General features: G+C 70.5%; 25 protein-coding genes and 1 pseudogene. 12 read left to right on the top strand and 14 right to left on the bottom strand.

The features are described from left to right. Positions 1-58 precede the first annotated feature (58 nt). Positions 59-667 carry a response regulator transcription factor gene (locus BM430_RS18865; RefSeq protein ID WP_093568796.1) on the bottom strand — a complete coding sequence of 203 codons (609 nt, stop codon included), beginning with the start codon at positions 665-667 and terminating at the stop codon, positions 59-61. A gap of 407 nt (positions 668-1074) precedes the next feature. On the opposite strand from BM430_RS18865, the gene BM430_RS34800 reads away from it, so the two are divergent. From BM430_RS34800 to BM430_RS34075, 3 genes are all read left to right on the top strand, one after another. Further along, a complete protein-coding gene (locus BM430_RS34800) occupies positions 1075-1461 on the top strand; it encodes a hypothetical protein (protein ID WP_093568795.1) in 387 nt (128 codons plus the stop codon). A gap of 133 nt (positions 1462-1594) precedes the next feature. Beyond that, positions 1595-2083: a hypothetical protein gene (locus tag BM430_RS34795; protein ID WP_177303100.1), complete on the top strand. Its 489-nt coding sequence runs from the start codon at positions 1595-1597 to the stop codon at positions 2081-2083. 227 nt (positions 2084-2310) lie between these two features. Continuing rightward, the gene (locus BM430_RS34075) at positions 2311-2757 is read left to right on the top strand and encodes a hypothetical protein (RefSeq protein WP_143132069.1); all 447 of its coding nucleotides are present in this window, start codon (positions 2311-2313) and stop codon (positions 2755-2757) included. A 266-nt stretch (positions 2758-3023) separates the two neighbouring features. On the opposite strand, the gene BM430_RS18845 is transcribed toward BM430_RS34075, so the two are convergent. Further along, positions 3024-4496 (bottom strand): carbohydrate porin, encoded by a 1473-nt coding sequence (locus tag BM430_RS18845; protein ID WP_093568793.1) that lies wholly within the window; start codon positions 4494-4496, stop codon positions 3024-3026. A gap of 7 nt (positions 4497-4503) precedes the next feature. After that, positions 4504-5424, bottom strand: a complete 921-nt coding sequence (ppk2, locus tag BM430_RS18840) for a polyphosphate kinase 2 (protein WP_093568792.1) — start codon at positions 5422-5424, stop codon at positions 4504-4506. A 232-nt stretch (positions 5425-5656) separates the two neighbouring features. Here ppk2 and BM430_RS18835 point away from each other — a divergent pair, with 232 nt between their 5' ends. The 7 genes from BM430_RS18835 (at position 5657) to BM430_RS18805 (ending at position 11706) form a co-directional block, all read left to right on the top strand. Further along, positions 5657-6082: a DUF2852 domain-containing protein gene (locus tag BM430_RS18835; RefSeq protein WP_093568791.1), complete on the top strand. Its 426-nt coding sequence runs from the start codon at positions 5657-5659 to the stop codon at positions 6080-6082. Between the two features lie 160 nt (positions 6083-6242). After that, positions 6243-7493, top strand: coding sequence for a GTP cyclohydrolase II (locus BM430_RS18830; protein WP_093568790.1), 1251 nt, complete (start codon positions 6243-6245; stop codon positions 7491-7493). A 37-nt stretch (positions 7494-7530) separates the two neighbouring features. Beyond that, entirely contained in the window at positions 7531-8766 is a 1236-nt protein-coding gene (locus tag BM430_RS18825) for a URC4/urg3 family protein (protein ID WP_093568910.1), read from the top strand. Between the two features lie 126 nt (positions 8767-8892). Continuing rightward, the gene (upp, locus tag BM430_RS18820; RefSeq protein ID WP_093568789.1) at positions 8893-9555 is read left to right on the top strand and encodes a uracil phosphoribosyltransferase; all 663 of its coding nucleotides are present in this window, start codon (positions 8893-8895) and stop codon (positions 9553-9555) included. Between the two features lie 66 nt (positions 9556-9621). Next, positions 9622-10629 carry an NAD(P)H-quinone oxidoreductase gene (locus BM430_RS18815; protein WP_093568788.1) on the top strand — a complete coding sequence of 336 codons (1008 nt, stop codon included), beginning with the start codon at positions 9622-9624 and terminating at the stop codon, positions 10627-10629. A 127-nt stretch (positions 10630-10756) separates the two neighbouring features. Continuing rightward, positions 10757-11071 carry a hypothetical protein gene (locus tag BM430_RS18810; RefSeq protein WP_093568787.1) on the top strand — a complete coding sequence of 105 codons (315 nt, stop codon included), beginning with the start codon at positions 10757-10759 and terminating at the stop codon, positions 11069-11071. Between the two features lie 155 nt (positions 11072-11226). After that, positions 11227-11706 carry a hypothetical protein gene (locus BM430_RS18805; RefSeq protein WP_093568909.1) on the top strand — a complete coding sequence of 160 codons (480 nt, stop codon included), beginning with the start codon at positions 11227-11229 and terminating at the stop codon, positions 11704-11706. Between the two features lie 25 nt (positions 11707-11731). On the opposite strand, the gene BM430_RS18800 is transcribed toward BM430_RS18805, so the two are convergent. The 10 genes from BM430_RS18800 to BM430_RS18755 all read right to left on the bottom strand — a co-directional run bounded on the left by BM430_RS18800 (position 11732) and on the right by BM430_RS18755 (position 21560). Continuing rightward, positions 11732-12613, bottom strand: coding sequence for a 3-hydroxybutyryl-CoA dehydrogenase (locus tag BM430_RS18800; protein ID WP_093568786.1), 882 nt, complete (start codon positions 12611-12613; stop codon positions 11732-11734). 136 nt (positions 12614-12749) lie between these two features. Further along, on the bottom strand, positions 12750-13700 hold the full coding sequence (locus tag BM430_RS18795) for an electron transfer flavoprotein subunit alpha/FixB family protein (RefSeq protein WP_093568785.1): 951 nt from the start codon (positions 13698-13700) through the stop codon (positions 12750-12752). Between the two features lie 42 nt (positions 13701-13742). After that, positions 13743-14492, bottom strand: coding sequence for an electron transfer flavoprotein subunit beta/FixA family protein (locus tag BM430_RS18790; protein WP_093568908.1), 750 nt, complete (start codon positions 14490-14492; stop codon positions 13743-13745). Between the two features lie 206 nt (positions 14493-14698). Next, the gene (locus BM430_RS18785; RefSeq protein ID WP_093568784.1) at positions 14699-15274 is read right to left on the bottom strand and encodes a cob(I)yrinic acid a,c-diamide adenosyltransferase; all 576 of its coding nucleotides are present in this window, start codon (positions 15272-15274) and stop codon (positions 14699-14701) included. Between the two features lie 116 nt (positions 15275-15390). Continuing rightward, the gene (locus BM430_RS18780) at positions 15391-15993 is read right to left on the bottom strand and encodes an acyloxyacyl hydrolase (protein ID WP_093568783.1); all 603 of its coding nucleotides are present in this window, start codon (positions 15991-15993) and stop codon (positions 15391-15393) included. Between the two features lie 137 nt (positions 15994-16130). Continuing rightward, positions 16131-16316 (bottom strand): twin transmembrane helix small protein, encoded by a 186-nt coding sequence (locus BM430_RS18775; RefSeq protein WP_048433402.1) that lies wholly within the window; start codon positions 16314-16316, stop codon positions 16131-16133. A gap of 447 nt (positions 16317-16763) precedes the next feature. Beyond that, positions 16764-19394 (bottom strand): TIGR02302 family protein, encoded by a 2631-nt coding sequence (locus BM430_RS18770; protein WP_093568782.1) that lies wholly within the window; start codon positions 19392-19394, stop codon positions 16764-16766. A gap of 86 nt (positions 19395-19480) precedes the next feature. After that, positions 19481-19720 carry a hypothetical protein gene (locus BM430_RS18765; RefSeq protein WP_143132068.1) on the bottom strand — a complete coding sequence of 80 codons (240 nt, stop codon included), beginning with the start codon at positions 19718-19720 and terminating at the stop codon, positions 19481-19483. A gap of 100 nt (positions 19721-19820) precedes the next feature. Then, a complete protein-coding gene (gene lysA / locus BM430_RS18760; RefSeq protein ID WP_093568780.1) occupies positions 19821-21092 on the bottom strand; it encodes a diaminopimelate decarboxylase in 1272 nt (423 codons plus the stop codon). A gap of 105 nt (positions 21093-21197) precedes the next feature. After that, entirely contained in the window at positions 21198-21560 is a 363-nt protein-coding gene (locus BM430_RS18755) for an LPS translocon maturation chaperone LptM (protein ID WP_244539551.1), read from the bottom strand. Positions 21561-21877: 317 nt separating this feature from the next. On the opposite strand from BM430_RS18755, the gene BM430_RS18750 reads away from it, so the two are divergent. Beyond that, entirely contained in the window at positions 21878-23986 is a 2109-nt protein-coding gene (locus tag BM430_RS18750) for a hybrid sensor histidine kinase/response regulator (protein WP_093568779.1), read from the top strand. 19 nt (positions 23987-24005) lie between these two features. On the opposite strand, the gene BM430_RS18745 is transcribed toward BM430_RS18750, so the two are convergent. Next, positions 24006-24236: a 3',5'-cyclic-nucleotide phosphodiesterase gene (locus BM430_RS18745; RefSeq protein ID WP_244539550.1), complete on the bottom strand. Its 231-nt coding sequence runs from the start codon at positions 24234-24236 to the stop codon at positions 24006-24008. 254 nt (positions 24237-24490) lie between these two features. On the opposite strand from BM430_RS18745, the pseudogene BM430_RS18740 reads away from it, so the two are divergent. Next, a pseudogene (locus tag BM430_RS18740) lies at positions 24491-24707 on the top strand (hypothetical protein); the annotation flags it as partial.

The following is a 24707-nucleotide window of genomic DNA, read 5'->3' as shown; positions in this document are numbered from 1 at the left end:
GCAACCCTGACCGAAATCCGCGCGACTCCGTACGGTCGAGCCCGTACGGAGCGGCCCCTCAGTCGAATCCGGCCTCCAGGGCGATGCGGACGAGGTCCTGCACGCTGGCGCATTCCGTCTTCGCCATGATCCGCGCCCGGAACACCTCGACGGTCCGGTGGCTTATCGAGAGGTCGTCGCCGATCTCCCGGTGGGTCAGCCCGAGCAGGATGCGGGCGAGGACCTGCCGCTCGCGCTCGGTGAGCCGGGACAGGCGCTCGCTCGCGAGCGCGTGCCGGACGTCGGGCGAGGCGGAGCGGGAGCCGCGCACGGCGCAGCGTACCGCCCGGACCAGGTCCCTGTTGGCGAATGGCTTCTCGATGAAGTCGAAGGCCCCGAGCTTCATCGCCCGGACCGCGGTCGAGACGTCGGCGTGCGCGGTGAGCAGGATCACCGGCACGAGCGACCCGCCCGCGCGCAGCCGCGACAGGAGGTCCAGGCCGTCGATCCGCGGCATGCGGAAGTCGGTGACGACGCAGCCCGCCTCCGCCAGCGCGGGATCGCCGAGCAGGCTGTCGGCCGCGGGATGTTCTCGGACAGTGAAGCCGGCGCCGCTGAGAATATCCGCCGCGAGCGAGCGCATCGCGGCGCTGTCGTCGACGAGATGCACGAGCTGTCCCGTTTCCATGAGGTCACCCTCCGAAAGCACGCGTGCGTCGGGACGGCGGTCCACCGTCCGGGCGCTCTCCTCCGTGAACTGTTGTCGGCAGCATCCGCCTCTTTTCCGCGAAGGTAGCGGCATTTCGAGTTTCGGAAAGCTGCGTGTGATCGCCCGTAAGCCTGAAGATGCGTACCCCTTTTGGGGTAGGGCCTGATTTGCTATTTAACACGCTATGCATGTAGCGACGGTATCATAGAGGCTTATCGATTGACGCAGTGTCAATAGTCTCAAGAGATTAAAACATATATCAGGCTTATTCGGCCGACATTTTTGGGGAACGATTGTGACGGCGCTGGGGAACGAGCGACGCTCCGACACCGAAGCACCATCTCGTGCGGCACATCCGTCGCCTGGTTCACTCAAGGAGGCATCCGATGAAAAAGATCCTGCTCTCGGCCGTGACCGTGCTCGCGCTCACCGGCCTCCCCTCGACCAGCTATGCATGGTCGGTCGGCAGCGGCAACGGCAACGGCAACGGCAATATCGGTGTCGGCAACGGCAACGGTAACGGCAACGGCAATACCGGCGCCTACAACGGCAACCTGAACGGCAACGGCAATATCGGCTTCGGTAACGGCAACAACAACGGCAACGTCAATACCGGTGCCGGCAACGGCAACGGCAACGGCAATTTCAACTTCGGTGCCGGCAACGGCAATAGCAACGGCAACTTCAACAAGGGCCTGCTGAACGGCAACCTCAACGGCAACAGCAACTGGGGATTCTACAGCGGCAACAACAACGGCAACGGCAACCGCTGAACGCAGCCCCGGCCGCTGACGGCGATCGGCGGAGCGGTCCCGGCCGCTCCGCTCTCTCGATGCAGGGGACCTCGACGTGAGGTTCCTGACCGCACGTGGCCCTCGCGCCGCAAGGGAGGCTCCGATGAAACTAGTGCCCTACCTGCTCGCCGCGGCGCTGCTCGGCACCGCGTACCCCGCCGCCGCCCGCGGTCTCGCGATGACCATGTCGGTGTCGATCGGCAACGGCAACGGCAACGGAAACGGCAATATCGGGATCGGCAACGGCAATTCGAACGGGAACTACAATACCGGGTCCGGCAACGGCAACGGGAATGGAAACGGCAACGGCGCGCCGCAGACCGGCGGCAATATCGGTGCCTTCAACACGGGCACCGGCAATGTCGGCGCCTTCAACTCTGGCACCGGCAACGTCGGCGCATTCAACGGCAACAACAACAGCAGTTCCACGAGCGGGAATTACAACGTCGGTGCGTTCAACGGTAATTTCAACACCGGGGCCTATAACGGAAACAACAACGTCGGCGCGTTCAACGGCAACCTGAACGGCGGCAGCTACAATGGGAACGGCAATATCGGTGCCGTCAACGGGAACCTGAACGGGAACGGCAACCGGCGCTGAGAGGCCGCGAGTCCGACTCCCGGCCGGATGTCCCGGGACCGACCTGGGCCGGCGGGGGTCGATCGTGTCGTCCGGATGACGCTCCCCGACAGAGGGCCTGCCCGTCGAGAGAGCATTTCGGCGGAGACCCGGGGACGACCGGACGAAATCTTCCTTTCCACTCGGCAGACCCCGTCGCCTCTCCACCAGGAGGGCGAGATGGCGGCCGGAAGGAGACGACAATGCGCTTGACCCTGATCGCCCTCGCGTTGACCGGACTCGGTGTTGCCGGTCCGGCCGTCGCACAGACGCATCGCTGGACGCCGCCCGACGGCGTCAGCCGTGCCGAGTTCCACGGCTTCTTCCGGCACTGGCACGGTCAGGGAGGCGGTTGGCAAGGTGGCGGGTGGCAGGGTGGAGGCTGGCAAGGCCGTCCGCACCGGCCGCGATACCGGTCCATGGACCTCAACACCGGTGCCACCGGAGATGCCGCGGCCGCGCCCGAGCCCCCCGGTCTGGCGGGCGCCCTGCCTCCCGGCCTCGCTGCCGGATCGGGCAACGGCAATGGCAACGGCAACATGGGCAACGGCAACGGGAACAACAACACCGGCAACAACAACGGCAACGGCAATGTCGGGAACGGGCTCGGGAACGGGTTCTCCGGCAACGGCAACGGCAACGGCCTCGTCCAGTGACAGCCGGTCCGATAGAATGACATCGATCGGGCGCTCCGGATTTACTATCCCTCGATGTCATCCCGGGGCTCGCCGTAGGCGAGAACCCGGGATCCATAATCGCTGACCTTTCAGACGAATCGGGGCGCGCTCCGCTTCAACCTGAATTGGCAGCGGTTATGGATCCCGGGTTCCGCCTTCGCGGCCCCGGGATGACGTGGAGGATGGGAGTATCGTTGGCATGATCGAACGGGCGCGGAGCCAGCACCCCGTCCGGACCCAGCATCCTAATAGTTGATCGTCGCCCGCAGGCCCATCACGGTCGCGTTCTTCAGCCGGCGGCCGTCGTCGCCGGCGAGCCCGCCGCCGGGGCGCATGACAAGTTGCAGGTCCGGCTGCAGGGTGAAGCCGGGCAGCACCTCGGCCTGGTAGGTCGCCTCGATCACCACCTCGCTGCTGCGGATCGGGCCGGCGCTCTGACCGAACCGGATGCTGTCGCGGTCGAAGGCGCGGGCGGCCGGGCTGATGCGCGAGTAGATCACTCCGAGCGCCGCGGTGTCGTTGGGCCGCCCGGGCAGGAGACCCTTATAGGCGATGCCGCCGTCGAGGTAGAAATCGATCAGGTTGCGATCGCCCGGCACCTTCGAGATACGCAGGAAGGCGCTGGCGCCCTCGTCCTCGGTGCCGGGCTCGCGGTAGAGCGTCTGGTCGACGATGCCATAGACGCCGCGGTCGCCGCGGAAGCGCCGGGCGATGCCGCTCGCCTCCGGATCGGCGAGGAACCGGCCGGCGACGCTGTCGAGGCGCGGGCTGTCGAAGCCGCCGAGATGCTGCCAGCCACCCAAGGTCGCGGTGCCGTGCAGGTTCTCGCCCCACAGGCCGAGCGTGTAGGCGTAGGCGACCTCGCCGATGACGAGGGGCGGGTCGCCGACCCGGAAGCTGGTGCCGGTGCGGTTGATCCGCTGCGGATCGGTGTCGTCGCCGCGGCGAACGCCCGCGGGATCGCCGTTGAAGATCGCGGCCTGGAACGACAGGCGCGGATCGGGGACGACCTTCACCCGGACGGCCGGGGTGGCGAGGGGATAGATCGGCCCGCCGCTCGGCAGCACGACGGCGCCGATATTGGGCCAGCCGAAGCCGGCATTGAAGAACACCACCGCCGACTGGGCGATGGCGAACTCGGTATCGGCCGAGACCTGGCCGACCTTGATTAAGAGCGTGTCGTCGAAGAGGCTCTGCTCCAGCCACACTTCGAACAGCCGCGTCGCCGGCAGGGCCTCGATGCCGCTCACCGTCGTCAGGTTGTTGACGTAGGAGCGCGACATCCCGTGGCCGTGGATCTGGAAGAAGTCGGTGTGGAACTTCGCGCCTCGCCAGCCGGCGAGCCGGTCGAGATCGACGTCGAGGGAGGTGTCGAGCCGCCCGCCATAGGTGACGCCGCGGCGCAAACCCCCGCGCAGGTTGGCCAGCCCCTCGCCGATATAGGTGACCGTGTAGGTGATGCCGCGCTCGGCCAGGACAGCGCGGAACCCGAACGGGTCGCCGTAGGGGCCGAGCGACGACTGGATCGAGCCGCCGATCGTCACCGAGACCTGGTCGGAGGTGCGCGACTGGGCGATGGCGGTCTGCGGGTCGCCGCCGGCACCGGTGAGGGGCCAGGCCGGTGGGACCACCGTGAGACGGGGGGCGGGCTGCGCCTGCGCCCCGGCGGAGGCCAGGACGAGGACAGCGAGCGCTGCCGCGCGCGCGAGCCCGCTCATGCCCCGCTCAGTACCGCCCCGGCACGTACATGTCGGCCGGGATCGGGCCGCGGACGTAGTCGGGGTTGCGCACCCGCGCGGGCAGGTGGACGGGCGGGTGCTCGACGGTGCCGTAGGGCACCTGCTCCAGCAGGTGGCTGATGCAGTTGAGGCGGGCGCGCCGCTTGTCGACCGCGTCGACCACCCACCACGGGGCCTCGTCGATATGGGTGCGGGCCAGCATGTCTTCCTTGGCCCGGGTGTAGCTCTCCCAGCGCCGGCGCGACTCGACGTCCATCGGGCTGAGCTTCCACTGCTTGAGCGGATCGCGGATGCGCATCTCGAAGCGGTGGGCCTGCTCGGCATCGGTGATCGAGAACCAGTACTTGACCAGGACGATGCCCGACCGGACCAGCATGCGTTCGAACTCGGGCACCGAGCGGAAGAACTCCTCCACGTCGGATTCCGAGCAGAAGCCCATGACGCGCTCGACGCCGGCGCGGTTGTACCAGGAGCGGTCGAACAGCACCATCTCGCCGCCGGTCGGCAGGTGGCTGACGTAGCGCTGGAAGTACCATTGGCCGCGCTCGCGCTCGCTCGGAGCGGGGAGGGCGGCGACGCGGCAGACCCGCGGGTTGAGGCGCTGGGTGATGCGCTTGATGACGCCGCCCTTGCCGGCGGAATCGCGGCCCTCGAACAGGACCACGACCTTGAGCTTCTCGGTCTGGACCCAGTCCTGGAGCCGCACCAGCTCGTGCTGCAGGCGCAGGAGCTCGCGGAAGTAGAGCCGGCGGTCGAGGTCGGGGGCTGCGCCCTCGGGCGGCGGCACCAGCCCGGCGAGGCGCTCCTCCTCGATCTCGAGTTCCAGTTCCTCGTCGTAGGCCTCGGCGATCTCGCGCCGCAACGCCTCGATGGTGGCCGCCTGCTGCGGCGCCTCGAACTCGCTCATGGGCCTTCGTCCCTCATCCCCGTCTCGACGATGCCGCCTTACAGCAGCGGCCCATGACACTGATGAGAAGAGGCGGGGGCGGCAGCCCGATCGTCCCGGCCGGCACCTCGGCGAGGTTTGCGATCGCGCCCCCGCTCTCCACGAATTTTCCCTCGCCCACCCTCCTTGAAACCGCCCGGGCGGCCCCGCATGTAAATGTCGTTCACATTCACATCCTGCGGGAGATCGTGACGTGTCGTTTTCCTCTGCCCCCTGGTCGAGCGGCCGCGCCTGCCGCAACGGCCCGTTCCCGCGCCGCTCTCTCGAGATCGGCGCGATCGTCATCGGATTCATCTATGCGTGGCCGTTGGCCGCGGCCTACGTGGTGTGGAAGCTCATGGGTTACCCGGCTCTGAACGAGATGAAGTCCTTCGCCGAGCGTTCCTTCCGGAACGGCTTCTCGGGGTTCTCCGGCTTCGGCGCGGCCCGCCACGACAGCGGCAACTGGGCCTTCGAGGAGTATCGCCGCAAGGAGATCGAGCGCCTCGAAGAGGAGCGCCGCCGCCTCGAGGAGGAGAGCCGCGCCTTCACCGAGTTCGTGGACGAGCTGAAGCGCGCCCGCGACCGCGAGCAGTTCGACGCCTTCATGGCCCGTCGCCGCGCCGGCTCGAACTACTGAGCGGAGCGGGGCCTGGCTGCCCCGACAATGAGCGTCCGGCGCCTCAGGCTTGAGCTTGACGCGCCGAATCGACTGGGCCACCCTCCATCAGGTCAAGCACACGACAGGCTCCTCGCGGCCCCCGCGGGGAGCCTTCTCCGTTGAAGGACGGCGCGGCCGCATGACCAGTTCCAACCGCTCGACGCATATCCGGCTCACCTCGCACCCGGAGCCCGGCACCGCCCGCTGGCCGATCCGCTGGGGTGCCGCCGACCCGCGCGAGCGCGGTCCCGTCATCGGCACCGTGACCAACCCGGCCGACCGCAACGTGATCGGGGCCAATGGCGGCGCCTACTCGCTCTATCGCGCCCTCGCGATCGCGGGCCGGGCGATGAACCCGCTCGCGCGGCCGGACCTCACCAACACCCACCCGGTTGTCGCGATCGGCCCGCATCCGCAATGGGCGGACCCGGAAAAAATCGTGTCGCTCGACCCGTGGGGGCACATGCCGGGCGAGGTGTTCCGCGAGGCGATCACCTCCGGCACCGACATCCGGCCGACCATCGCGGTGACCAAGGCTCGCCTCAGCCTGCCGGAGATCCTGGCGGCGATGGGCGCCCATCGGCTGGCCGCCGACGGCACGGTGCTGCACGCGACCGGCGACATCTCGGTCACCAAGATCGCGGTCGATCCGGTCTGGTACCTGCCGGGCGTCGCCGCCCGCTTCGGCACCAGCGAGACGAGCTTACGCCGCACCCTGTTCGAGCAGACCGGCGGCATGTTCCCCGAGCTCGTCACCCGGCCCGACCTCCAGGTCTTCCTGCCGCCGATCGGCGGCTGCACCGTCTACGTGATGGGCGAGGTGTCGGGCCTGACCGATCCGCGCCGGCGCATCGCCTGCCGCGTCCACGACGAGTGCAACGGCTCGGACGTGTTCGGCTCCGACATCTGCACCTGCCGGCCCTACCTCACCCACGGCATCGAGGAATGCGTGCGCGAGGCGCAGGCCGGCGGCACGGGCGTCATCGTCTACAACCGCAAGGAGGGGCGGGCGCTCGGCGAGGTGACGAAGTTCCTGGTCTACAACGCCCGCAAGCGCCAGGAGGGGGGTGATTCCGCCGCCACCTACTTCGAGCGCACCGAGTGCGTCGCCGGCGTGCAGGATGCCCGCTTCCAGCAGCTGATGCCGGACGTGCTGCACTGGCTCGGCATTCGCCGCATCGACCGGCTGATGTCGATGTCGAACATGAAGTACGACGCGATCACCGGGTCGGGCATCGAGGTCGGCGAGCGGGTGCCGATCCCGCCGGAGCTGATCCCGCCGGACGCCTCGGTGGAGATGGAAGCTAAGAAGGCGGCGGGCTACTACGCGCCGGACGGCGTCACCGAATCCCTCGACGCCGTGAAGGGCCGCGACCTCGAACGCTTCTAATCCCGTTCGCTGGCGCCCAACCGCATTGCCTCTGGAGATGTCCGTGCCTGAGTTTTCGACCGCCCGCAGCCTGCTCTCGGCCCGGGCGGTGCGCGCCCGCGCCGAGACCCTGCTCAAGGCCGGGCTCGACGGGCGGCTCGACCATTTCGTGGTCGATCTCGACCGCCTCGGGCCTTGCGCCGACGCCGTGGTCGAGACCATCCGCGACGCCTATCCCGACCTCGCGATCCCCTATCACGCCCGCTGGCGCCACTTCTCGGTCGGCGGCTTCGAGCGCTGGGGCTCGCTGGTCCACGCCGCCCCCTTCGAGGACCCGGCCGAGCAGGCCCGCGCCGCCTTCGACCTCGTGGTGGTGAGCGTCCTGCTCGATGCCGGCGCCGGCCCGACCTGGCGCTACGAGGAGGGCCGCACCGGCGAGACCTATGCCCGCTCGGAAGGGCTGGCGGTGGCGAGCTTCGACATGTTCGTCTCGGGCCTGTTCTCCTCCGAGCCCGAGGATCCGTTCCGCGCCGACGCCCGCGCCCTGGCGAGCCTGACCGAAGCCGAACTCGCCGACGGCTTCCAGGCCTCTCCGACCAACCCCCTCGTCGGCCTCTCCGGCCGCACCGCGCTCCTCAACCGCCTCGGCCAGGTCGCGGCGGCGGATCCCGAGGGTTTCGGGCCGCAGGCCCGTCCCGGCTTCCTGTTCGACCGCATCAAGGCGAGGGCCCGCGACGGCGAGGTGCCGGCGGAGGCGGTGCTGGAGGTGCTGCTGACCCATCTCGGGCCGATCTGGCCCGGCCGCATCGTCCTCGACGGCGTCGATCTCGGCGATACCTGGCGCCATCCCCTCGCCGGCGGCACCGGGCCGACGGAGGGGCTGGTGCCGTTCCACAAGCTGTCGCAGTGGCTCGCCTACTCGCTGCTCGAGCCGCTGGAGGAGGCGGGCCTGACCGTCACCGGGCTCGACGCCCTGACCGGCCTGCCCGAATACCGCAACGGCGGCCTCTTCCTCGATACCGGGGTGCTGGCCTTGCGCCGTCCCGAGGAGGCATCGCGCCCGCACGAGGTCGGCTCCCGCCTCGTCGTCGAGTGGCGGGCGCTGACGGTGGCGCTCCTCGACCGGCTGGCGCCGCTGGTGCGCGAGCGGCTCGACATCGAGGATCCCGCCGACCTGCCGCTCGCCAAGGTGCTCGAAGGCGGCACCTGGGCCACCGGCCGGCGCCTGGCGAAGTCCCTGCGGCCGGAGGGCGCGCCGCCGCTTTCCATCGCGAGCGACGGCACCGTATTCTGAGCTCAGCAGAGTTGCATGGCGCAACTCTGCTGAATTTCTTGTTTGTGCATCATTTTTTTCGCCGAACCGGTGACCACTTCGGCGAATGATGCTTAGTCGAGTATGTTCGTGAACGGAGAGACGGCAATGCAGGGTGCGGGTGCGCGCGGGGAGACGGGTGTGGCGCCGGTCACGGTGGTCGATCACCCGCTGGTGCAGCACAAGCTGACCCTGCTGCGGGACAAGGCGCGCTCGACCAAGGGCTTCCGCCAGCTCCTGAACGAGATCGGGACGCTGCTCGCCTACGAGGTCACCCGCGACCTGCCGCTCGAGCCGGTCGAGATCGAGACCCCGCTCGTCACGATGCAGGGCGCGCAGATCGCCGGCAAGAAGCTCGTCCTGGCGCCGATCCTGCGCGCCGGCGTCGGCTTCCTCGACGGCATGCTGTCGCTGCTGCCCTCGGCCCGCGTCGCCCATATCGGGCTCTACCGCGATCCCGACTCGCTCGAGGCCGTCGAGTACTACTTCAAGGCCCCGTCCGACCTCGCCGACCGCACCGTGCTGGTCCTCGACCCGATGCTGGCGACGGCGAACTCGGCCGTCGCGGCGGTCGACCGGCTGAAGGAGCGCGGCGCCCGCGACCTGCGCTTCGTCTGCCTGCTCGCTGCGCCGGAGGGACTGGCGAAGTTCCAGGGCTCCCACCCGGACGTGCCGGTCTGGACCGCCTCGATCGACAGCCACCTGAACGAGCACGGCTATATCCTGCCGGGCTTAGGGGATGCCGGCGACCGGATGTACGGCACGCGGTAAGCCCTTGCCGGTGGCCCCCTCGCGCGGCAGGTAAGGGCGCACATCCCGTCAACACGGAGCCGCCCCATGCCATCGATCCCCGCCACCATGCGCCAGATCCGCTTCAACGGGGCCGGCGGGCCGGAGGTGATCGGGATCGAGACCGTGCCGGTGCCGCGCCCCGGGCCGAACCAGGTCCTGGTCGAGGTCGTGGCGGCGGGCGTGAACCGTCCCGATTGCCAGCAGCGCGCCGGCAAGTACCCGCCGCCGCCCGGCGCGACCGAGATCCCGGGCCTGGAGATCGCCGGCCGCATCGTCGCCCTCGGCGAGGGCATCACCGGTCTCGCCGAGGGCCAGGAGGTCTGCGCCCTGACGATCAGCGGCGGCTACGCCGAGTACGCCGTCGCAGAGGCAGCGCTCTGCCTGCCCAAGCCCGGTCCGCTCTCCCTCGTCGAGGCGGCGGGGCTGCCGGAGAATTACTGGACGGTCTGGACCAACGTATTCGAGCGCGGCCGCCTGCAAAAGGGCGAGCGCTTCCTGGTCCATGGCGGGTCGAGCGGCATCGGCTCGACGGCGATCCAGCTCGCCAGGCATTTCGGCGCCACGGTCTACGCCACCGCCGGCTCGGCCGAGAAATGTGCCTTCTGCGAATCCCTCGGGGCCGACCACGCCATCAACTACCGTGAGGCCGACTTCGCGGCCGAGGTGAAGCGTCTGACCGACGGCCAGGGGGTCGACGTGATCCTCGACATGGTCGGCGCCGCCTATCTGGAGCGCAACCTGAAGTCGCTGGCGCTGGAAGGCCGGCTCGTCATCATCGCCTTCCTGCAGGGCTTCCTGGCGGAGAACGTCAATCTCACCCCGGTGATGATCCGCCGCCTCACCGTCACCGGCTCGACCTTGCGCCCGCGCACCGTCGCCCAGAAGGCCGCCATCGCCGACGGCCTGCGCCGCGAGGTCTGGCCGCTGCTCGAATCCGGCACCGTCAAGCCGATGATCCACGCCACCTTCCCGCTGGAAGAAGCACGGGCGGCGCACGAGCTGATGGAATCGAGCGCGCATCTCGGGAAGATCATGCTGCTCACGGGCAAGTAGATCGCGCAATACCGACCCGGGGCCAAATCCCGGTGCGCCAGGAACCTCGGCCGATCGGTGACGTTGGCTGCTCACATCGATCATCGCTCGACGTGACGCCCGCCGAGCCGCAAACCGAGGTTCCCCCATGGATACCAACCGCCCGATCGAGACCCCGACCGCGGCCCGCCAGGGCACCCGCGGCCGCCCCGTGCTCTACGTGCTGCTCGGCAGCCTCGCCCTCCTGGCCGTCGCCATGGTGGCGCTGCTCGGCTGGAACGGATCGAACGCCCCGAAGGACTACGCCAGCCAGAGCCAGGACGCCTCGCGCCAGCAGATCACCGGCTCGCCTAACGGCAGCGGCGGCGTGTCGTCGACGAACAGCGCGGGCGTGCCGGCCGGCAACCCCGCCTACCCGGCCCCCGCCGAGCCGAAATCGACGGGCTCGACCAACGCCAAGTAAGCGAAGACACCGTACCAACGAAGGGCCGCCTCCCGGCAGGGGGGCGGCCCTTCTGTCTTTCAGGCCCGCCCGGCATGGCACGGGAATGTGATTCACACCGCCCCGGTACCGTCCCGTAGGCTGTTCGCGTCGTCCGGGGGAAGCGTGTCGTGGCGATGCGGCGCCTGATGAAGTTCCTGCACACGATGGGGGCGATCGGCCTGATGGGCGCGATGGCGTCCCTGATCGTGCTGCTCGGCCTCGCGCCGCCGCCCTCCGCTCTCCCCGGCTACGCCCTGATGCGCAGTGCCATGGCGGCGGTCTCGACCTGGATCTTCCTGCCGTCCCTGGCGCTGATGCTGGTGGCCGGCTTGCTGGCCGTCGCGCTCAACCGGGCCTTCCAGCAGGCCGGCTGGGCCTGGGTGAAGCTGGCGACCGGGATCCTGATGTTCGAGTACGGCTTCGTCGGCGTCCAGGGGCCGATGCAGCGGGAGGCGGAGCGCAGCGCGCAGGCCCTCCTCGGCCGCGTCGATCCGGCGACGCTCGCCGAGTCGCTCGGTGCCGAGCGCGGCACCCTGTGGGTGCTGCTCGCGATCTCGACCGTGAACGTCGTGCTGGGAATCTGGCGGCCGCGGATCCTGATCCGGATCCGCTGAAAGCGGCCGCCCCGGGGCGGAGGCTTCAGCGCGTCGGCACCGGCTCCGCGCCGCGGTAATCGTAGAAGCCGCGCTTGCTCTTGCGGCCGAGCCAGCCGGCCTCGACGTACTTCACCAGGAGCGGGCAGGGGCGGTACTTCGAGTCGGCCAGACCCTCGTAGAGCACCTGCATGATCGACAGGCAGGTATCGAGGCCGATGAAGTCGGCGAGCTGGAGCGGGCCCATCGGATGGTTGGCGCCGAGCCGCATCGCCGTGTCGATCGAATCGACCGAGCCGACGCCCTCGTAGAGGGTGTAGATCGCCTCGTTGATCATCGGCAGCAGGATGCGGTTGACGATGAAGGCCGGGAAATCCTCCGACACCGACACGATCTTGCCGAGGCGCCGCACGAAGGCCTTGGCGGATTCGTAGGTCGGGTCCTCGGTGGCGATGCCGCGGATCAGCTCGACGAGCTGCATCACCGGCACCGGGTTCATGAAGTGGATGCCGATGAACCGCTCGGGCCGGTCGGTCGAGGCGGCGAGGCGCGTGATCGAGATCGACGAGGTGTTGGTCGCCACCATCGTTTCGGGCCGCAGGGCCGGGCACAGCGCGCTGAAGATGCTGCGCTTGATCGACTCGTCCTCGGTCGCGGCCTCGATCACGAGGTCGCAGGGACCGAACCCGTCGAAGGAATCGACCGGCAGGACCCGTTCGATGGCGGACCGACGCTGGTCCTCGGTGATCGCCCCCTTCGAGACCTGCCGCTGCAGGTTGCCGTTGACGTTGGCCAACCCGCTCTTCAGGCGCTCGGGATCACGGTCGTTCATCCGCACGTCGAGCCCGGCCAGGGAGCAGACATGGGCGATGCCGCTGCCCATCTGACCGGCCCCGATGATCCCGACCGTCTTGATCTCGATGCCCATCACACCCCTGCCTTCCCGCCACGCCGTCCCGGGCGTTCATACCACCGCGCCTTCGCAGATGCGAAGGGTTCCCGCGGGGCCCGGACGGGTCTCATCGGCCGTCCCTCGCGCGGTCCCGCGCGAGGGACGATTATCCTCAGCCTTTGGCCTTGGCGATTTCCTGCTGCAGGTCCGGCACGACCTGGAACAGGTCGCCGACCAGGCCGTAATCGGCGACCTGGAAGATCGGCGCCTCCTCGTCCTTGTTGATGGCGACGATGACCTTCGAGTCCTTCATGCCGGCGAGGTGCTGGATCGCCCCCGAGATGCCGACCGCGACGTAGAGGTCCGGCGCCACCACCTTACCGGTCTGGCCGACCTGCCAGTCGTTCGGGGCATAGCCGGCATCCACCGCCGCGCGCGAGGCGCCGACCGCGGCACCGAGCGAGTCGGCGAGCGGCTCGATCAGCTCCTTGAACTTGTCGGCCGAACCGAGGGAGCGGCCGCCCGACACGATGATGCGGGCGCCGGCGAGCTCCGGACGGTCGGACTTGGCGATCTCCTCGCCCTTGAACGACGACTTGGCCTCCGGCGCCGCGGCGGCGGCCGCCGCCTCGACGGGAGCGGCGGAGCCGCCCTCGGGGGTCGCCTGGAAGGCGGCGGTGCGGACCGTGATCACCCGCTTGGCGTCGGTCGCCTGCACGGTCTGGATCGCGTTGCCGGCATAGATCGGCCGCTCGAACGTGTCGGGGCCCACCACCTTGATGATGTCCGAGACCTGGGCGACGTCGAGGAGGGCGGCGACGCGCGGCAGCACGTTCTTGCCCTCGGTCGAGGCGGCGGCGATCACGGTGTCGTACGAGGCGGCGAGCTCGGCGACGAGGGCGGCGGTCGGCTCGGCGAGCAGGTGGTCGAAGGCGGCGTCGGCCGCCACCAGCACCTTCTCGACCCCGTCGAGCTTGGCGGCGGCCTCGGCCGCGCCTTGCGCGTCGGCGCCGACCACGAGGGCGTGGACCGGGGCGCCGAGCTGCTTGGCCGCCGTCAGGGCCTTGGTGCTGGCGTCCTTCACGGCGCCGCCGGCATGCTCGACCAGCAGGAGGGTGGTCATGGCGTGAATGTCCTTCCGGTTGAGGGAAGCCTCAGGTTCTCGTCAGAGAACCCCGGCCTCGACCTTCAGCTTGTTGACGAGCTCGGCGGCGCTGGCGACCTTGACGCCGGCCTTGCGGCCGCCCGGCTCGACGGTCTTGAGCACCTTCAGCCGCGGGTTCACGTCGACGCCGAGCGCCTCCGGCTCCACGGTGTCGAGCGGCTTCTTCTTCGCCTTCATGATGTTGGGGAGCGACGCGTAGCGCGGCTCGTTGAGGCGCAGGTCCGTCGTGACGATCGCCGGCAGCTTCAGGTTCAGGGTCTGCAGGCCGCCGTCGATCTCGCGGGTCACGTCGAGGCTGCCCTCGGCCACCTCGAGTTTGAACGCGAAGGTGCCCTGCGGCCAGCCGAGCAGGGCGGCGAGCATCTGCCCGGTCTGGTTGGAATCGTCGTCGATCGCCTGCTTGCCGAGGATGACGAGGTCCGGGCTCTCCTTCTCGACCAGCGCCTTGAGGAGCTTCGCCACGGCGAGCGGCTCGACGGCGGCGTCGGTCTTGACCAGGATGCCGCGGTCGGCGCCCATGGCGAGCGCGGTGCGGATCGTCTCCTGGGCCTGCTGCGGGCCGATCGAGACGGCGACGATCTCGGTGACCTTGCCCTTCTCCTTGAGGCGGATCGCCTCCTCGACGGCGATCTCGTCGAAGGGATTCATCGACATCTTGACGTTGGCGAGCTCGACGCCCGAGCCGTCCGGCTTGACCCGGATCTTCACGTTGTAGTCGACCACCCGCTTGACGGGCACCAGGACCTTCATGATCGTCGCATCCTTCAGGATGAAGGGGCGATCGCGGTCGGGCCCTCCCATGGCCGGCCCGCGATCATCCCCGATTGAGCAAGGTGGCGCGGACCGTAGCGGCCGATTTTCCGAATTGTCAACGCGCCCCGGAGACCCGCCGCCCCACCGTCCGAGGCGGGTCCCGGGCGCGGGTTTTTCAGGTTCGGCTTTTCAGTCCTGGTTTTTCAGGTCCTGGTTTTTCCCGGCACCCACAGCACGTCGGCCGTTCCGCCCTCGGTGGCGACCCGGGCGGCGACGAACAGGAAATCCGACAGGCGGTTCAGGTACTGGATCGCCACCGGCGAGACGGCCTCGCCCGGGGTTCCGGCGAGCGCCACCGCCAGGCGCTCGGCCCGGCGGCAGACCGTGCGGGCGAGGTGGAGCGACGCCGCCGCCGGCGAGCCGCCGGGCAGCACGAAGGAGCGCAGGGGGGTGAGGCCGGCATTCAGCGCGTCGATCTCGCGCTCGACCCGCTCGACCTGGGCGGCGACGATCCGCAGCGGCTCGTAGGGCAGGGGCTCGGGCGTTTCCGGCGTCGCGAGGTCGGCGCCGAGATCGAACAGGTCGTTCTGCATCCGGCCCAGCATCGCGTCGAGGTCGCCGGCCGTGTGCAGGCGGGCCAGGCCGAGGCAGGCATTGGTCTCGTCGACGGTGCCGTAGGTCTCGACGCGGAGATCCGCCTTCGAGCGGCGCTCGCCGCTGGCGAGAGCCGTGGTGCCGGAATCGCCGGTGCGGGTGTAGATGCGGTTGAGGACGACCACGACGCGCTCCCTGGGGCCGGGCTCGCGTGAGGCGGGCGGATCGGCCCTGCCGGGCCCGGCCCGGATGTTCTAGCGGCCCTGTCCCGGATCGCCAGACCCCCCGCCGCCGGCGGTCCTCAGAACGTGTACGCGATCTTGCCGCCGAAATTGGTCAGGCCGCGGTTGTTGACGCAAAGGCCGGCATTCGACATGTGCTCGATCGTCGCCATGATGCTCCAGTGCTCGTTGATGCGGTAGCCGACGCCGGCCGCCTCGCGGAACAGCGGGTTGCACCCGAGCGAATTGAAGGTCTTGGGCACGTTGTTCTTCGGCCCCGTCCAGCCGTCGTGGAAGCCGGCGCCGAAGAAGCCCTCGACGAAGATCCGGTCGGTGATGTCGAAGGTCCAGGTCGCGCCGAGATAGGCGTAGCTCGTGCGGCCGTCGACGTTGTAGCTGCCGCCGACGGTCGGGCGCGGCACGAAGGCGGCCCAGAACCGGTCGAGCCCGGTGACCGGCTTGGCGAACAGCAACTCGCCGTTAATGTTGCTGGTGTTCTTCTCGTTGCTGCCCGGATCTTGGGCGGAGCCGCCGATGCGGAACTCCGAGACGATGCTGAGGGGCTGAACCGGCGGCCGGTAGTCGGGCACCAGGGCTGAGGGATCGGCGGCCTGTGCGGCCGGAGCGGCGAGAGCGACCGCGGTGGTGATCGCCGCGGCGAGGCTCGAAAGGGTTACGCGCATCTGTCGTACGGGGTCCGCCGCCCCGTTGCTGGGGCAAGGGTCACCCTAGCCGTGGGGCGGGCGTCCCGTCTCGCCGTACAATCCGTCTCGCCGCGGTTTTCCACCCCGTGCGTCCACCCCGCCACAGTCTCGCTGGGTCAGCCGCCGCGCCACCACAGCACGCCCATGATGACCAGGATGGCGACGAACTGGAGCACCACCCGCAGGCGCATCAGGCGCTGCGAGACGTTGGCGCTGCCGCCGCGCAGCATGTTGGCGAGGCCGAACAGCAGCACCACGGCGACCGCGAGGCAGGCGATGAGGACGATGGTGTTGCCGGACATTCCAGGGCTCTCGAGGTGGAACGGCCTGATAGGGCGGATCGGATCCCGGCGGGAGAGGCTCCCGCGCCGCAGGACGATACCGGGGCGAGGCGCGCGACCGCGCCCCGCCCGGAGGGCGGACGCCTCGCATCCGACGTTATCAGAGCCTGTTTGAGCGGTTGCGCCGATCGATCCGCACGCAGGCCGGCATCTCTCTGCGGCATCCCGGGGCTCGGCGCAGCCGAGAGCCCGGGATCCATAACCGCTGACGCAGCTTGAAAGGGCGGGCAGCGTCCCGCTTCATCCTGCACCGCCAGCGGTTATGGATCCCGGGTTCCGCTACGCGGCCCCGGGATGCCATCGAGGGTTTCAAGACGGTCAGCCCACCCGAACAGGCTCTCAGGATGAGGGTGTGGGCGGGATAGATAAAGCGTCCCGCGGTGCAGTCCGAGCAGGTCGAACAGGCCCTCAGTTCCGCCGCAGCAGGCGCTCGAAGTAGTCGAGTTCCTCCGCCGGGCGGCTCGGGTCGCCGAGCTTGCGCCGCAACTCCTCCAGGATGCGCCGGGCCCGCTCGACGCCGGATTCCTCGGCGGTGGGCACCCGCACGCGTCCGTCCGAGAAGTCGCGGCTGCGGGTCGGGCGGCCGAGCGGGTCGTTGTCGCGCGCACCCTGGCGGCCGGGCTGGTTGGGGTTGCCCTGGCCCTGCTGGCCGTCGGCCGCCTGCTGGCCGTCACCGTCCTGGCCCATCTGCTGCATCTGCTGGGCCATGCCCTGCGCGCCGCGCTGCAGGCCTTCGAGGGCGCGGCCCTGCGCGTCGACGGCGGAGCCGTCCTGGCCCTGGCCGAGCGCGTTCTCGGCCTCGCGCATCGCCTGCTCGGCGTCGGACAGGCCCTGCTCGCCCTGCATGCCGAGCTCCTTCATCCGCCGCTGCAGGTCCTCCAGGCGCTGGCGCAGGGCCTGCTGGCGGTCGCCGACGCCGCCCTGCTTGTCGCCCCCGGGCTGCTGGCCGCGCTGTCCCGGCTGCTGGCCGTCCTGGCCCTGCTGGGGCTCGCCGCCGCGCTGGCCCTGCTGGCCGCGCTGCGCCGGCTGGCGCTGACCCTGCTGGCCCGGCTGCTGCGGCTGGCCGCGGTTGCCGAAGCGGCGCTCCTGGCCCTGGCGAAAGGTCTCGTCGCGCAGGCCCTGCTGCTCGCGCGCCATCGCCTCCAGGTCCTGCATCTGGCGGTTCATCTCGCGGGCGGTGGGATCCGACATGCGCGAGTTGGGCTGCGCCGTCTGCAGGTTCTCCAGGATGCCGCGGAGCTGGTCGAGCAGGCGCTGGGCCTCCGCCACGTCGCCGCGCTTCATCGCCTCCTGCATCTGGTCGAGCATCTTCGAGAGGTCGTCCGGCGTCACCGTGCGGTCGGCCTGCTGGTTCTGTTGCCCGGGATTCTGCGGATTCTGCTGCTGGCGCTGGGCGAACTCTTTCAGGAAGCGGTCCATAGCCTGGCGCAGGTCCTCGGTGAGCTTGGCGATCTCCTGGTCGGAGGCGCCGCGGTCCATCGCGTCCTTGAGCCGGTCCTGGGCGGCGCGCAGCGCCTTCTCGGCGTCCGAGAGGTCGCCCTCCTCGATCTGCAACGCCATGGTCCAGAGGAGGTCGGCGACCTCGGTCAGGGCCTCGTCGGTCTTGGCCGCCCGCAGGCGACGCACCGCCTCCTTGAGGCCGAGGAAGACGCCCCATTGCGGCGTGAACCGCTCCGGCGCGATCAGGAGCGCGTCGAGCGAGGTCTCGACCCGGGCGCGGCTGCCGTCCGGATCGAGGACGAGGCGGCGGCGCTCCTCGGCGAGCGAGCGCGCCAGCGGCTTGGTGAAGAACCGGCCCGGCAGGGTGAAGGCGAGGGGGGCGGAGCGCCCCTCCTGGCCCGCCTCGTCCTTCGCCACCAGGGTCAGCAGCACCTTGGCGCCGGCCCAGGGGTTATCGGTAAGGTCGATCAGGGTGCGGGTGTCGCTGGTTCCTTGCGCGTCCGCCGGCAGGCTTAGGGTCAGGCGCGGCGGCGGCACCAGGCTGCGCCCCTTCACCTGCGGCTCGACGACGCCCTCCGCGGAGGCGAGGCCGTAATCGTCCTTCGCCCGATAGGCGAGGGTGAAGGTGCCGCGCCCGTTCGTTTCCGGCTGGCCCGCGATGGCGATCTCCGGCGGCCGGTCGGGGATGGTCTCGATCGTGAGCCGGTGGGTGCTGGCGAATCCGGTCTGCACCGCGACCTCGGCGGTGCCGCCGGTGAGCGTGAAGCGCTCCTCGCGCAGGTCGGGCCGGGCCGGCGCGGTGGCGGGCAGGGGTTTCAGCCCCGCGCCCGGCGTCACGGTCGCGTCGGAGGTGCCGGCGATGCGCACGACGAGCGTCGAGTTCACCGGCGCCCGGAGGCGCTGGCCCGCCTCCGCCAGGGTGACGATGAGGGGCGGCGTGCGCGTGTAGAGAGGCGGATCGATCCAGCCGTCGACCCGGAACGACGGCGCGGCCGCGGCCGGCCCGCGCCAGTCGAAGGCGGCGCGCAGGCGGTCGCCGGCCTCCGGCCCCGCCACGAAGGCGCCGGCCACCGCGGCGAGGATGGCGCCGGCACGCAACGCGTAGGGATCGCGCCGGGCCATTCCCGGCCGCGGGCCGGAGACCTTCAGGCGGGTGAGGGCCGCCGCGGCGCGCCGGCGGTGCAGCGCCCAGAGCGCCTGCGTGCCGGGATCGTCCCCTCCGAGGGCGAGCGTGTCCTCGAGCGTCCGTGCCGGGCGGTGGGACAGGCCGGCATCGCGGTCGATCCGCGCCAGCGCCTGGATGCGGGCGATCCGGCGCAGGCGCAGGAGCGGCAGCAGCACCCCGATGAGGGCGAGGCCGAAGACCGCCACCCCCGCCATGCGCAGGATCGGCCCGGCATCGAGCCACAGCCCCAGCCACGACGCGGCGAGGAAGACCAGCACCACCGCGAGGCCGCGCCACAGGATCGGCCAGGCCTGCTCCCACAGGGTCACCCGGCCGGCGCGGACCACCAGCCGGTCGAGCCCAGCGCGCACCGGATCCACCCGGCCGTCCGGGGCGGCTTTGCGCTGCGCGGTGTCCGGCTCGGCCTTGCTCATGCCCTGCTCCCGCTGGTCCCGTCCGGGGACGGGCGAAGAGGGCAGGCTAGCATGCCGGTCCCGGCGGGCCAGCGGGTCAAATCGGCTCAGGCCGACAGGTCTTTGCGGGGCTCCTGGCGCGGCCGTCCGGAATCGAGGGCGTACGGCACGCCCCCGCTCTGCCGCGCCGCCGCCTCGCGCAGGGGCTGCACGGCGTGGCGGGCCTGGGCCAGGGTCGCCTGGTGCTCGGCGGCGATGCGGAACGCGCGCTCGACCACGGCCTCGGCCCGGGCGAGGAGAGAGCCGTCTCGAAGGTTGCCTTGAGGATTGCCTTGGGGCGCCATCACGTCGGTTCCTCGCGGATCACATGCTGGGCACGTTAGACCGCGAGGATTGGCGGCTCCGTTCGGAAATCCCGTCGCATTTTATCGATCGACGCGGGATTGATCAGGCCACGAGCCACTCCGGCACCCGGTCGAGACCGATCAGCTCCTCGTAGGTCGGCCGCGGCCGGATCACCGCGTGGTCGGCTCCCCGCACCAGCACCTCCGGCACCAGGGGCCGGGTGTTGTAGGTGCAGGCCTGCACCGCGCCGTAGGCGCCGGCCGACATCACGGCGATCAGGTCGCCGGGCTTCACCTCCGGCATCTCGCGGGCGAGCGCGAGGTAGTCGCCGCTCTCGCAGACCGGGCCGACCACGTCGGCGGTGAGGCGGCCGGCCTCGGGCTTCGGCTCGGCCACCGGGCGTAGGGCGTGGTAGGCCTCGTAGAGCGTCGGGCGGATCAGGTCGTTCATCGCCGCATCGACGATCACGAAGGTGCGGCCCTCGCCGTGCTTGACGTAGAGCACCCGCGTGACGAGCACGCCGGCATTGCCGGCGATCATCCGGCCGATCTCGAAGACCGGCTTGAGGCCCAACGGCTTGAAGTGCGGCCGCAGCACCGAGGCGAAGGCGGCCGGGTCGGGCGGAGGCGCGTTGTCGTCGCGGTAGGGGATGCCGAGGCCGCCGCCGAAGTCGACGTGGTGGAGCCGGTGGCCGGCCGCCATCAGGTCCCGGGCGAGGCCGCAGAGCAGGGCGGCGGCGTTGTCGTAGGGCGCGAGGTCGGTGATCTGGCTGCCGATATGCATGTCGACGCCGACGAGCGACAGGCCCGGCAGCCGAGCCGCCCGGTCGTAGACCTCGCGGGCGCGGGAGATCGGGATGCCGAACTTGTTCTCGGACTTGCCGGTCGAGATCTTGGCGTGGGTGCGGGCATCGACGTCCGGGTTGACCCGGATCGAGACCGGCGCCGTCGCGCCCCGGGCGGCCGCGACCCGCGACAGCTGCTCCAGCTCGGGCTCGCTCTCGACGTTGAAGCACAGGATGCCGGCGTCGAGCGCCGCCGCCATCTCGCCCTCGGTCTTGCCGACGCCCGAGAACACGATCCGCTCGCCCGGCACGCCGGCGGCGAGCGCCCGGCGCAGCTCGCCCTCCGAGACGATGTCCATGCCGGCGCCCAGCCGCGCCAGGGTGGCGAGCACCGCCTGGTTCGAGTTCGCCTTCATGGCGTAGCAGACCAGCGCGTCGTCGCCGGAGAACGCTTCGGCGAAGACCCGGTAGTGCCGCTCCAGGGTGGCGGAGGCGTAGCAGTAGAACGGGGTGCCGACCGCGCCCGCGAGCCGTGCCAGGTCGACGTCCTCGGCGTGGAGCACGCCGTCGCGATAGGTGAAGTGGTGCATGGGAGTTGACCGGGGTCCGGACGCTGCCGCGAGCGCGTGAGACGCGCCCTCTACACGAAACCGGCCGGGCTTTGCACCCACACGCCCGCTCGGAAAATCGCCCGATCAGAGGATCGGGTCGAGGGGGAAGGGCTCCTTGGGGATCACGTAGCCCTTGCGGCGGCGGGACGACGACTCGGTCGGGGCCGGGATCCCGGTCGGCGCGGCGACCGCGGCGGAGGGCAGCTCGTCCTCGGGGTCGGGGGCGGAGGCGCCCGCCGAGAGCCCGACGCCGGCCGGCAGGGTGTTGACGGCCGCCGCCCCGGTCTTCGGCCGGGTGCCGCCCGGATTGCCGCCACCTTGGCCGCCGGCTTGCGGCTGGACGGCCGGCGCCGCCGCGGGCGGCGGCTCGAGCGGGCCGCGCCGGCCGCAGGCGGCGGCCGAGAGGGCGATCAGGCCGAGGAGGACGAGGGTACGGGTACGGAACACGGGCGGGATCCGGTAAACGCGAAGCGTGGCCGCGGCACCATAGCGGTCCGCACCCCGCGAGGCGAGCCCGGGACGCGCAGGCCTTTGCGGGTCAATGCACCGCATTCGAGCGTGGCCGTTAAGGCGGCGTTGGAGGCGGATCGCGAGAGTGCGGCAGCGGCTGACGGACGGCCGCGCCGATGCCCCGGCGACACACCGCCCCGGAAGGCGGCGGTTGGGCATCGGCGCGGCGATCGTTTCGCTCGCCAATCCGCTAACGAACAGTTAAGCTTTTGGCCGATCGCCGCGTCGGCTTCCGTCGCGTTTGTGAGAGTCCCGTGAGCCTTTCGACGGTGCGGCTGCACCAGCTCCTCGTCGCCGCGGCTTTCCTGGTGCCGTGCGTCGTCCTGGTGGGCGCGGCGTGGTGGAACCGGGCCGAGGTCCTGCGGGAAGAGGACAGCGCCGTGGTCCGCACCGCGGCGGTGATGCACGAGCACGCCTCGAAGGTGTTCGACACCGCCGAATTGGCGATGGACCGGGTCGACGATTACGTCTTCGACCGCAGCTGGACGCAGATCGCCGCGCCCGCCACCGGCGGCTTCCTGGCGAGCCTGAAGGCGCCGCTGGCCCAGGCCCGGGCGGTGTGGGTGGTCGATCCCCAGGGGAAGATCCAGGCCTCAAGCCGCGAGGCCGATCTCGGCCGCGACCTCGCGGCCCGGGACGTCTTCTCGGTCCACCGCCCGCGCGACATCGGCATCTATGTGAGCCCCGCCGTGCGCGAGGCCGACGGCACCACCGCCTTCATGGTCAGCCGCCGCCGCTCGACCGACGACGGGCGCTTCGACGGCGTGATCGTGATCGCGCTCGGCACCGAGTATTTCGCCCGCTTCTACGCCGAGATCGCCGCCCCCACCGATCACCGGGCGATGCTCCTGCGCGCCGACGGCGCCATCCTGGTGCGCGAGCCGCCGGGCCCCGACGTCGACGAGCGCCTCGCCCCGGCCGATCCGCTGCTGCGGGCGATCCGCGCCCGGCCGCAGGGGGGCGCCGCCACCGGCACCCCGCCGGGGGAGGCCGAGCGGCTCTACGCCTGGCGCCGCATCGGCGATTATCCGGTCGAGGTCGCCTTCTCGGTCGAGACCGTGATCGCCCTCGACCGCTGGTACGACAACCTGCGGGTCTACGGCCTCGTTGCCACCGTCTCGGCCCTGACCCTGGTGCTGATGGCCTGGCTGGCGCTGGCCCGGGCCCGGGCCGAGCAGCAGGCGCTGACCGACCTCAAGCGCGAGCACGTCCAGCGCCTCGCCGCCGAGAACCAGCTGCGCCAGTCGCAGAAGATGGAGGCGGTGGGCCAGCTCACCGGCGGCATCGCCCACGACTTCAACAATCTGCTCGCTGTCATCACCGGCTCGTTGGAACTGGTGCAGCGCCGCATCGCCCGGGGCGACACCGATGTCGGCCGCTTCATCGCCGGCGCCCTCGACGGGACCGACCGGGCGGCGAAGCTCACCCACCGGCTCCTCGCCTTCGCCCGCCAGCAGCCCCTGGAGCCACGCCCGACCGACCCGAACCGCCTCGTCGGCGGCATGATCGACCTCCTGCGTCGCACGCTGGGCGAGACCGTCCGGGTCGAGACCCGGCTGATGCCCGATCCGCCGGCGATCTTCGTCGACCAGAACCAGCTCGAGAATGCGATCCTCAACCTGGCGGTCAATGCCCGCGACGCGATGCCGGGCGGCGGGCGGCTTTCCCTGGAGACGGCGCACGGCGCCCTCGACGACGGCACCCGGGCCGTGTCCGTCACGGTGCGGGACACCGGGACCGGCATGCCGCCCGACGTGGTCGCCCGCGCCTTCGAGCCGTTCTTCACCACGAAGCCGCAAGGGAGGGGCACGGGCCTCGGCCTGAGCCAGGTCTACGGCTTCGTCACCCAGTCGGGCGGGCGCGTGCGCATCGACAGCCAGCCGGGCCAGGGCACCGCGATCGAATTGACCCTGCCGGTGAGCGCGGACGGGGTGCCGGCCGAGACCGCCGGCCGGTCGCTCCTCGCGGCGGCCGTGCCGGGCCGGGCCCGGCAGACGGTGCTGGTGGTGGAGGACGACGCCGCGGTGCGGCTCGCCAGCGCCGAGACCATCGGCGAGCTCGGCTACCGCACCGTGACGGCGCCGGACGGCGCGGCGGCGCTGGCCGCCCTCGACAGCGAGCGGGACGTGGCGGTGCTGTTCACCGACGTGGTGATGCCGGGCCTCGACGGGCCGACGCTCGCCGCCGAGGCGCGGCGGCGGCGGCCCGACCTGAAGGTGATCTTCGCCACCGGCCATCCGCGGGACGACGACCAGGACGGTCCGCGCCCGGGCCCCGGCGAGACGGTGTTGCGCAAGCCCTTCACCATCGAGGCCCTGGCCGAGGCCCTGGAGGCTGCGAGCCGGGCCGAGGCCTCGGCGTGAGCCGAGGCCACCCTGATGCTTACTTGTGGGTCTGCTCGTAGTAGTCGATCGCCTTCTTGCAGTTGACCGAAATCTTGTTCATGTTCTTCTCGAAGCAGCGATCGACCTGAGGGCTGTCCGGCGGCAGGTTGCCGCAATAGGTCATGTAGTCGCCGGTGCAGTACTTCTTCAGGTTGGGATCGTCCCGTTGGGCCAGGGCGGGCCCGGCGAGGACCATCAGGCTGCCGGCAGCCAGGAGAGCGAGCGACATCGGCCTGAGCATCATGTCTGTCGAAGCCTTGCAGAGCGTGGGAAGTGGCAGCGACATGGCCCGAAACCCGCATCCTGACAAGGGCTGCGGGACCGAGGCGATGCGGGGCGGTCGCCGGCATGGCCGGCGGCCCGGCAACAGGAAATATGAAAAAGTCTCGCCGGGGCAGAGGCTTGGATCGTGTTTCCAGTAACCGGGGCAAATTTGCGGGTTTTGGGTTTGCTCCGGCTGTCCCGATGTGATTCAGCATTGGCATGGCGCAGCCTGATCCCACTTCGGTCGAGACGCTCGGGTTGTCGGACCTGCGGGTCCTTGTGGGGACGCTGATTGAGCAGACGCAGCGCCTGACTGCCGAGAACCGGGCGTTGCGCGACGAGATCGCGCGGCTCAAGGGCTTGCCGCCCCGCCCGCCGACGCGTCAGACGCCCTCCGGGATGGAGAAGGCGACGGGCGCGGCCAAGATCCCGGGCG

This window comes from Methylobacterium sp. 174MFSha1.1 (genome assembly GCF_900116815.1).
Lineage (GTDB): Bacteria > Pseudomonadota > Alphaproteobacteria > Rhizobiales > Beijerinckiaceae > Methylobacterium.
Note: the sequence above shows the minus strand (reverse complement) of the source record. Positions and strands in the feature narration are given on the sequence as shown.

What these genes read in the sequence shown, in the direction of transcription:
- BM430_RS18865 (WP_093568796.1), bottom strand. Translation starts at nt 667, where the DNA reads ATGGAAACGGGACAGCTCGTGCATCTCGTCGACGACAGCGCCGCGATG.
- BM430_RS34800 (WP_093568795.1), top strand. Translation starts at nt 1,075, where the DNA reads ATGAAAAAGATCCTGCTCTCGGCCGTGACCGTGCTCGCGCTCACCGGC.
- BM430_RS18845 (WP_093568793.1), bottom strand. Translation starts at nt 4,496, where the DNA reads ATGAGCGGGCTCGCGCGCGCGGCAGCGCTCGCTGTCCTCGTCCTGGCC.
- ppk2 (WP_093568792.1), bottom strand. Translation starts at nt 5,424, where the DNA reads ATGAGCGAGTTCGAGGCGCCGCAGCAGGCGGCCACCATCGAGGCGTTG.
- BM430_RS18830 (WP_093568790.1), top strand. Translation starts at nt 6,243, where the DNA reads ATGACCAGTTCCAACCGCTCGACGCATATCCGGCTCACCTCGCACCCG.
- BM430_RS18825 (WP_093568910.1), top strand. Translation starts at nt 7,531, where the DNA reads ATGTCCGTGCCTGAGTTTTCGACCGCCCGCAGCCTGCTCTCGGCCCGG.
- upp (WP_093568789.1), top strand. Translation starts at nt 8,893, where the DNA reads ATGCAGGGTGCGGGTGCGCGCGGGGAGACGGGTGTGGCGCCGGTCACG.
- BM430_RS18815 (WP_093568788.1), top strand. Translation starts at nt 9,622, where the DNA reads ATGCCATCGATCCCCGCCACCATGCGCCAGATCCGCTTCAACGGGGCC.
- BM430_RS18810 (WP_093568787.1), top strand. Translation starts at nt 10,757, where the DNA reads ATGGATACCAACCGCCCGATCGAGACCCCGACCGCGGCCCGCCAGGGC.
- BM430_RS18805 (WP_093568909.1), top strand. Translation starts at nt 11,227, where the DNA reads ATGCGGCGCCTGATGAAGTTCCTGCACACGATGGGGGCGATCGGCCTG.
- BM430_RS18800 (WP_093568786.1), bottom strand. Translation starts at nt 12,613, where the DNA reads ATGGGCATCGAGATCAAGACGGTCGGGATCATCGGGGCCGGTCAGATG.
- BM430_RS18795 (WP_093568785.1), bottom strand. Translation starts at nt 13,700, where the DNA reads ATGACCACCCTCCTGCTGGTCGAGCATGCCGGCGGCGCCGTGAAGGAC.
- BM430_RS18790 (WP_093568908.1), bottom strand. Translation starts at nt 14,492, where the DNA reads ATGAAGGTCCTGGTGCCCGTCAAGCGGGTGGTCGACTACAACGTGAAG.
- BM430_RS18780 (WP_093568783.1), bottom strand. Translation starts at nt 15,993, where the DNA reads ATGCGCGTAACCCTTTCGAGCCTCGCCGCGGCGATCACCACCGCGGTC.
- BM430_RS18775 (WP_048433402.1), bottom strand. Translation starts at nt 16,316, where the DNA reads ATGTCCGGCAACACCATCGTCCTCATCGCCTGCCTCGCGGTCGCCGTG.
- BM430_RS18770 (WP_093568782.1), bottom strand. Translation starts at nt 19,394, where the DNA reads ATGAGCAAGGCCGAGCCGGACACCGCGCAGCGCAAAGCCGCCCCGGAC.
- lysA (WP_093568780.1), bottom strand. Translation starts at nt 21,092, where the DNA reads ATGCACCACTTCACCTATCGCGACGGCGTGCTCCACGCCGAGGACGTC.
- BM430_RS18745 (WP_244539550.1), bottom strand. Translation starts at nt 24,236, where the DNA reads ATGTCGCTCGCTCTCCTGGCTGCCGGCAGCCTGATGGTCCTCGCCGGG.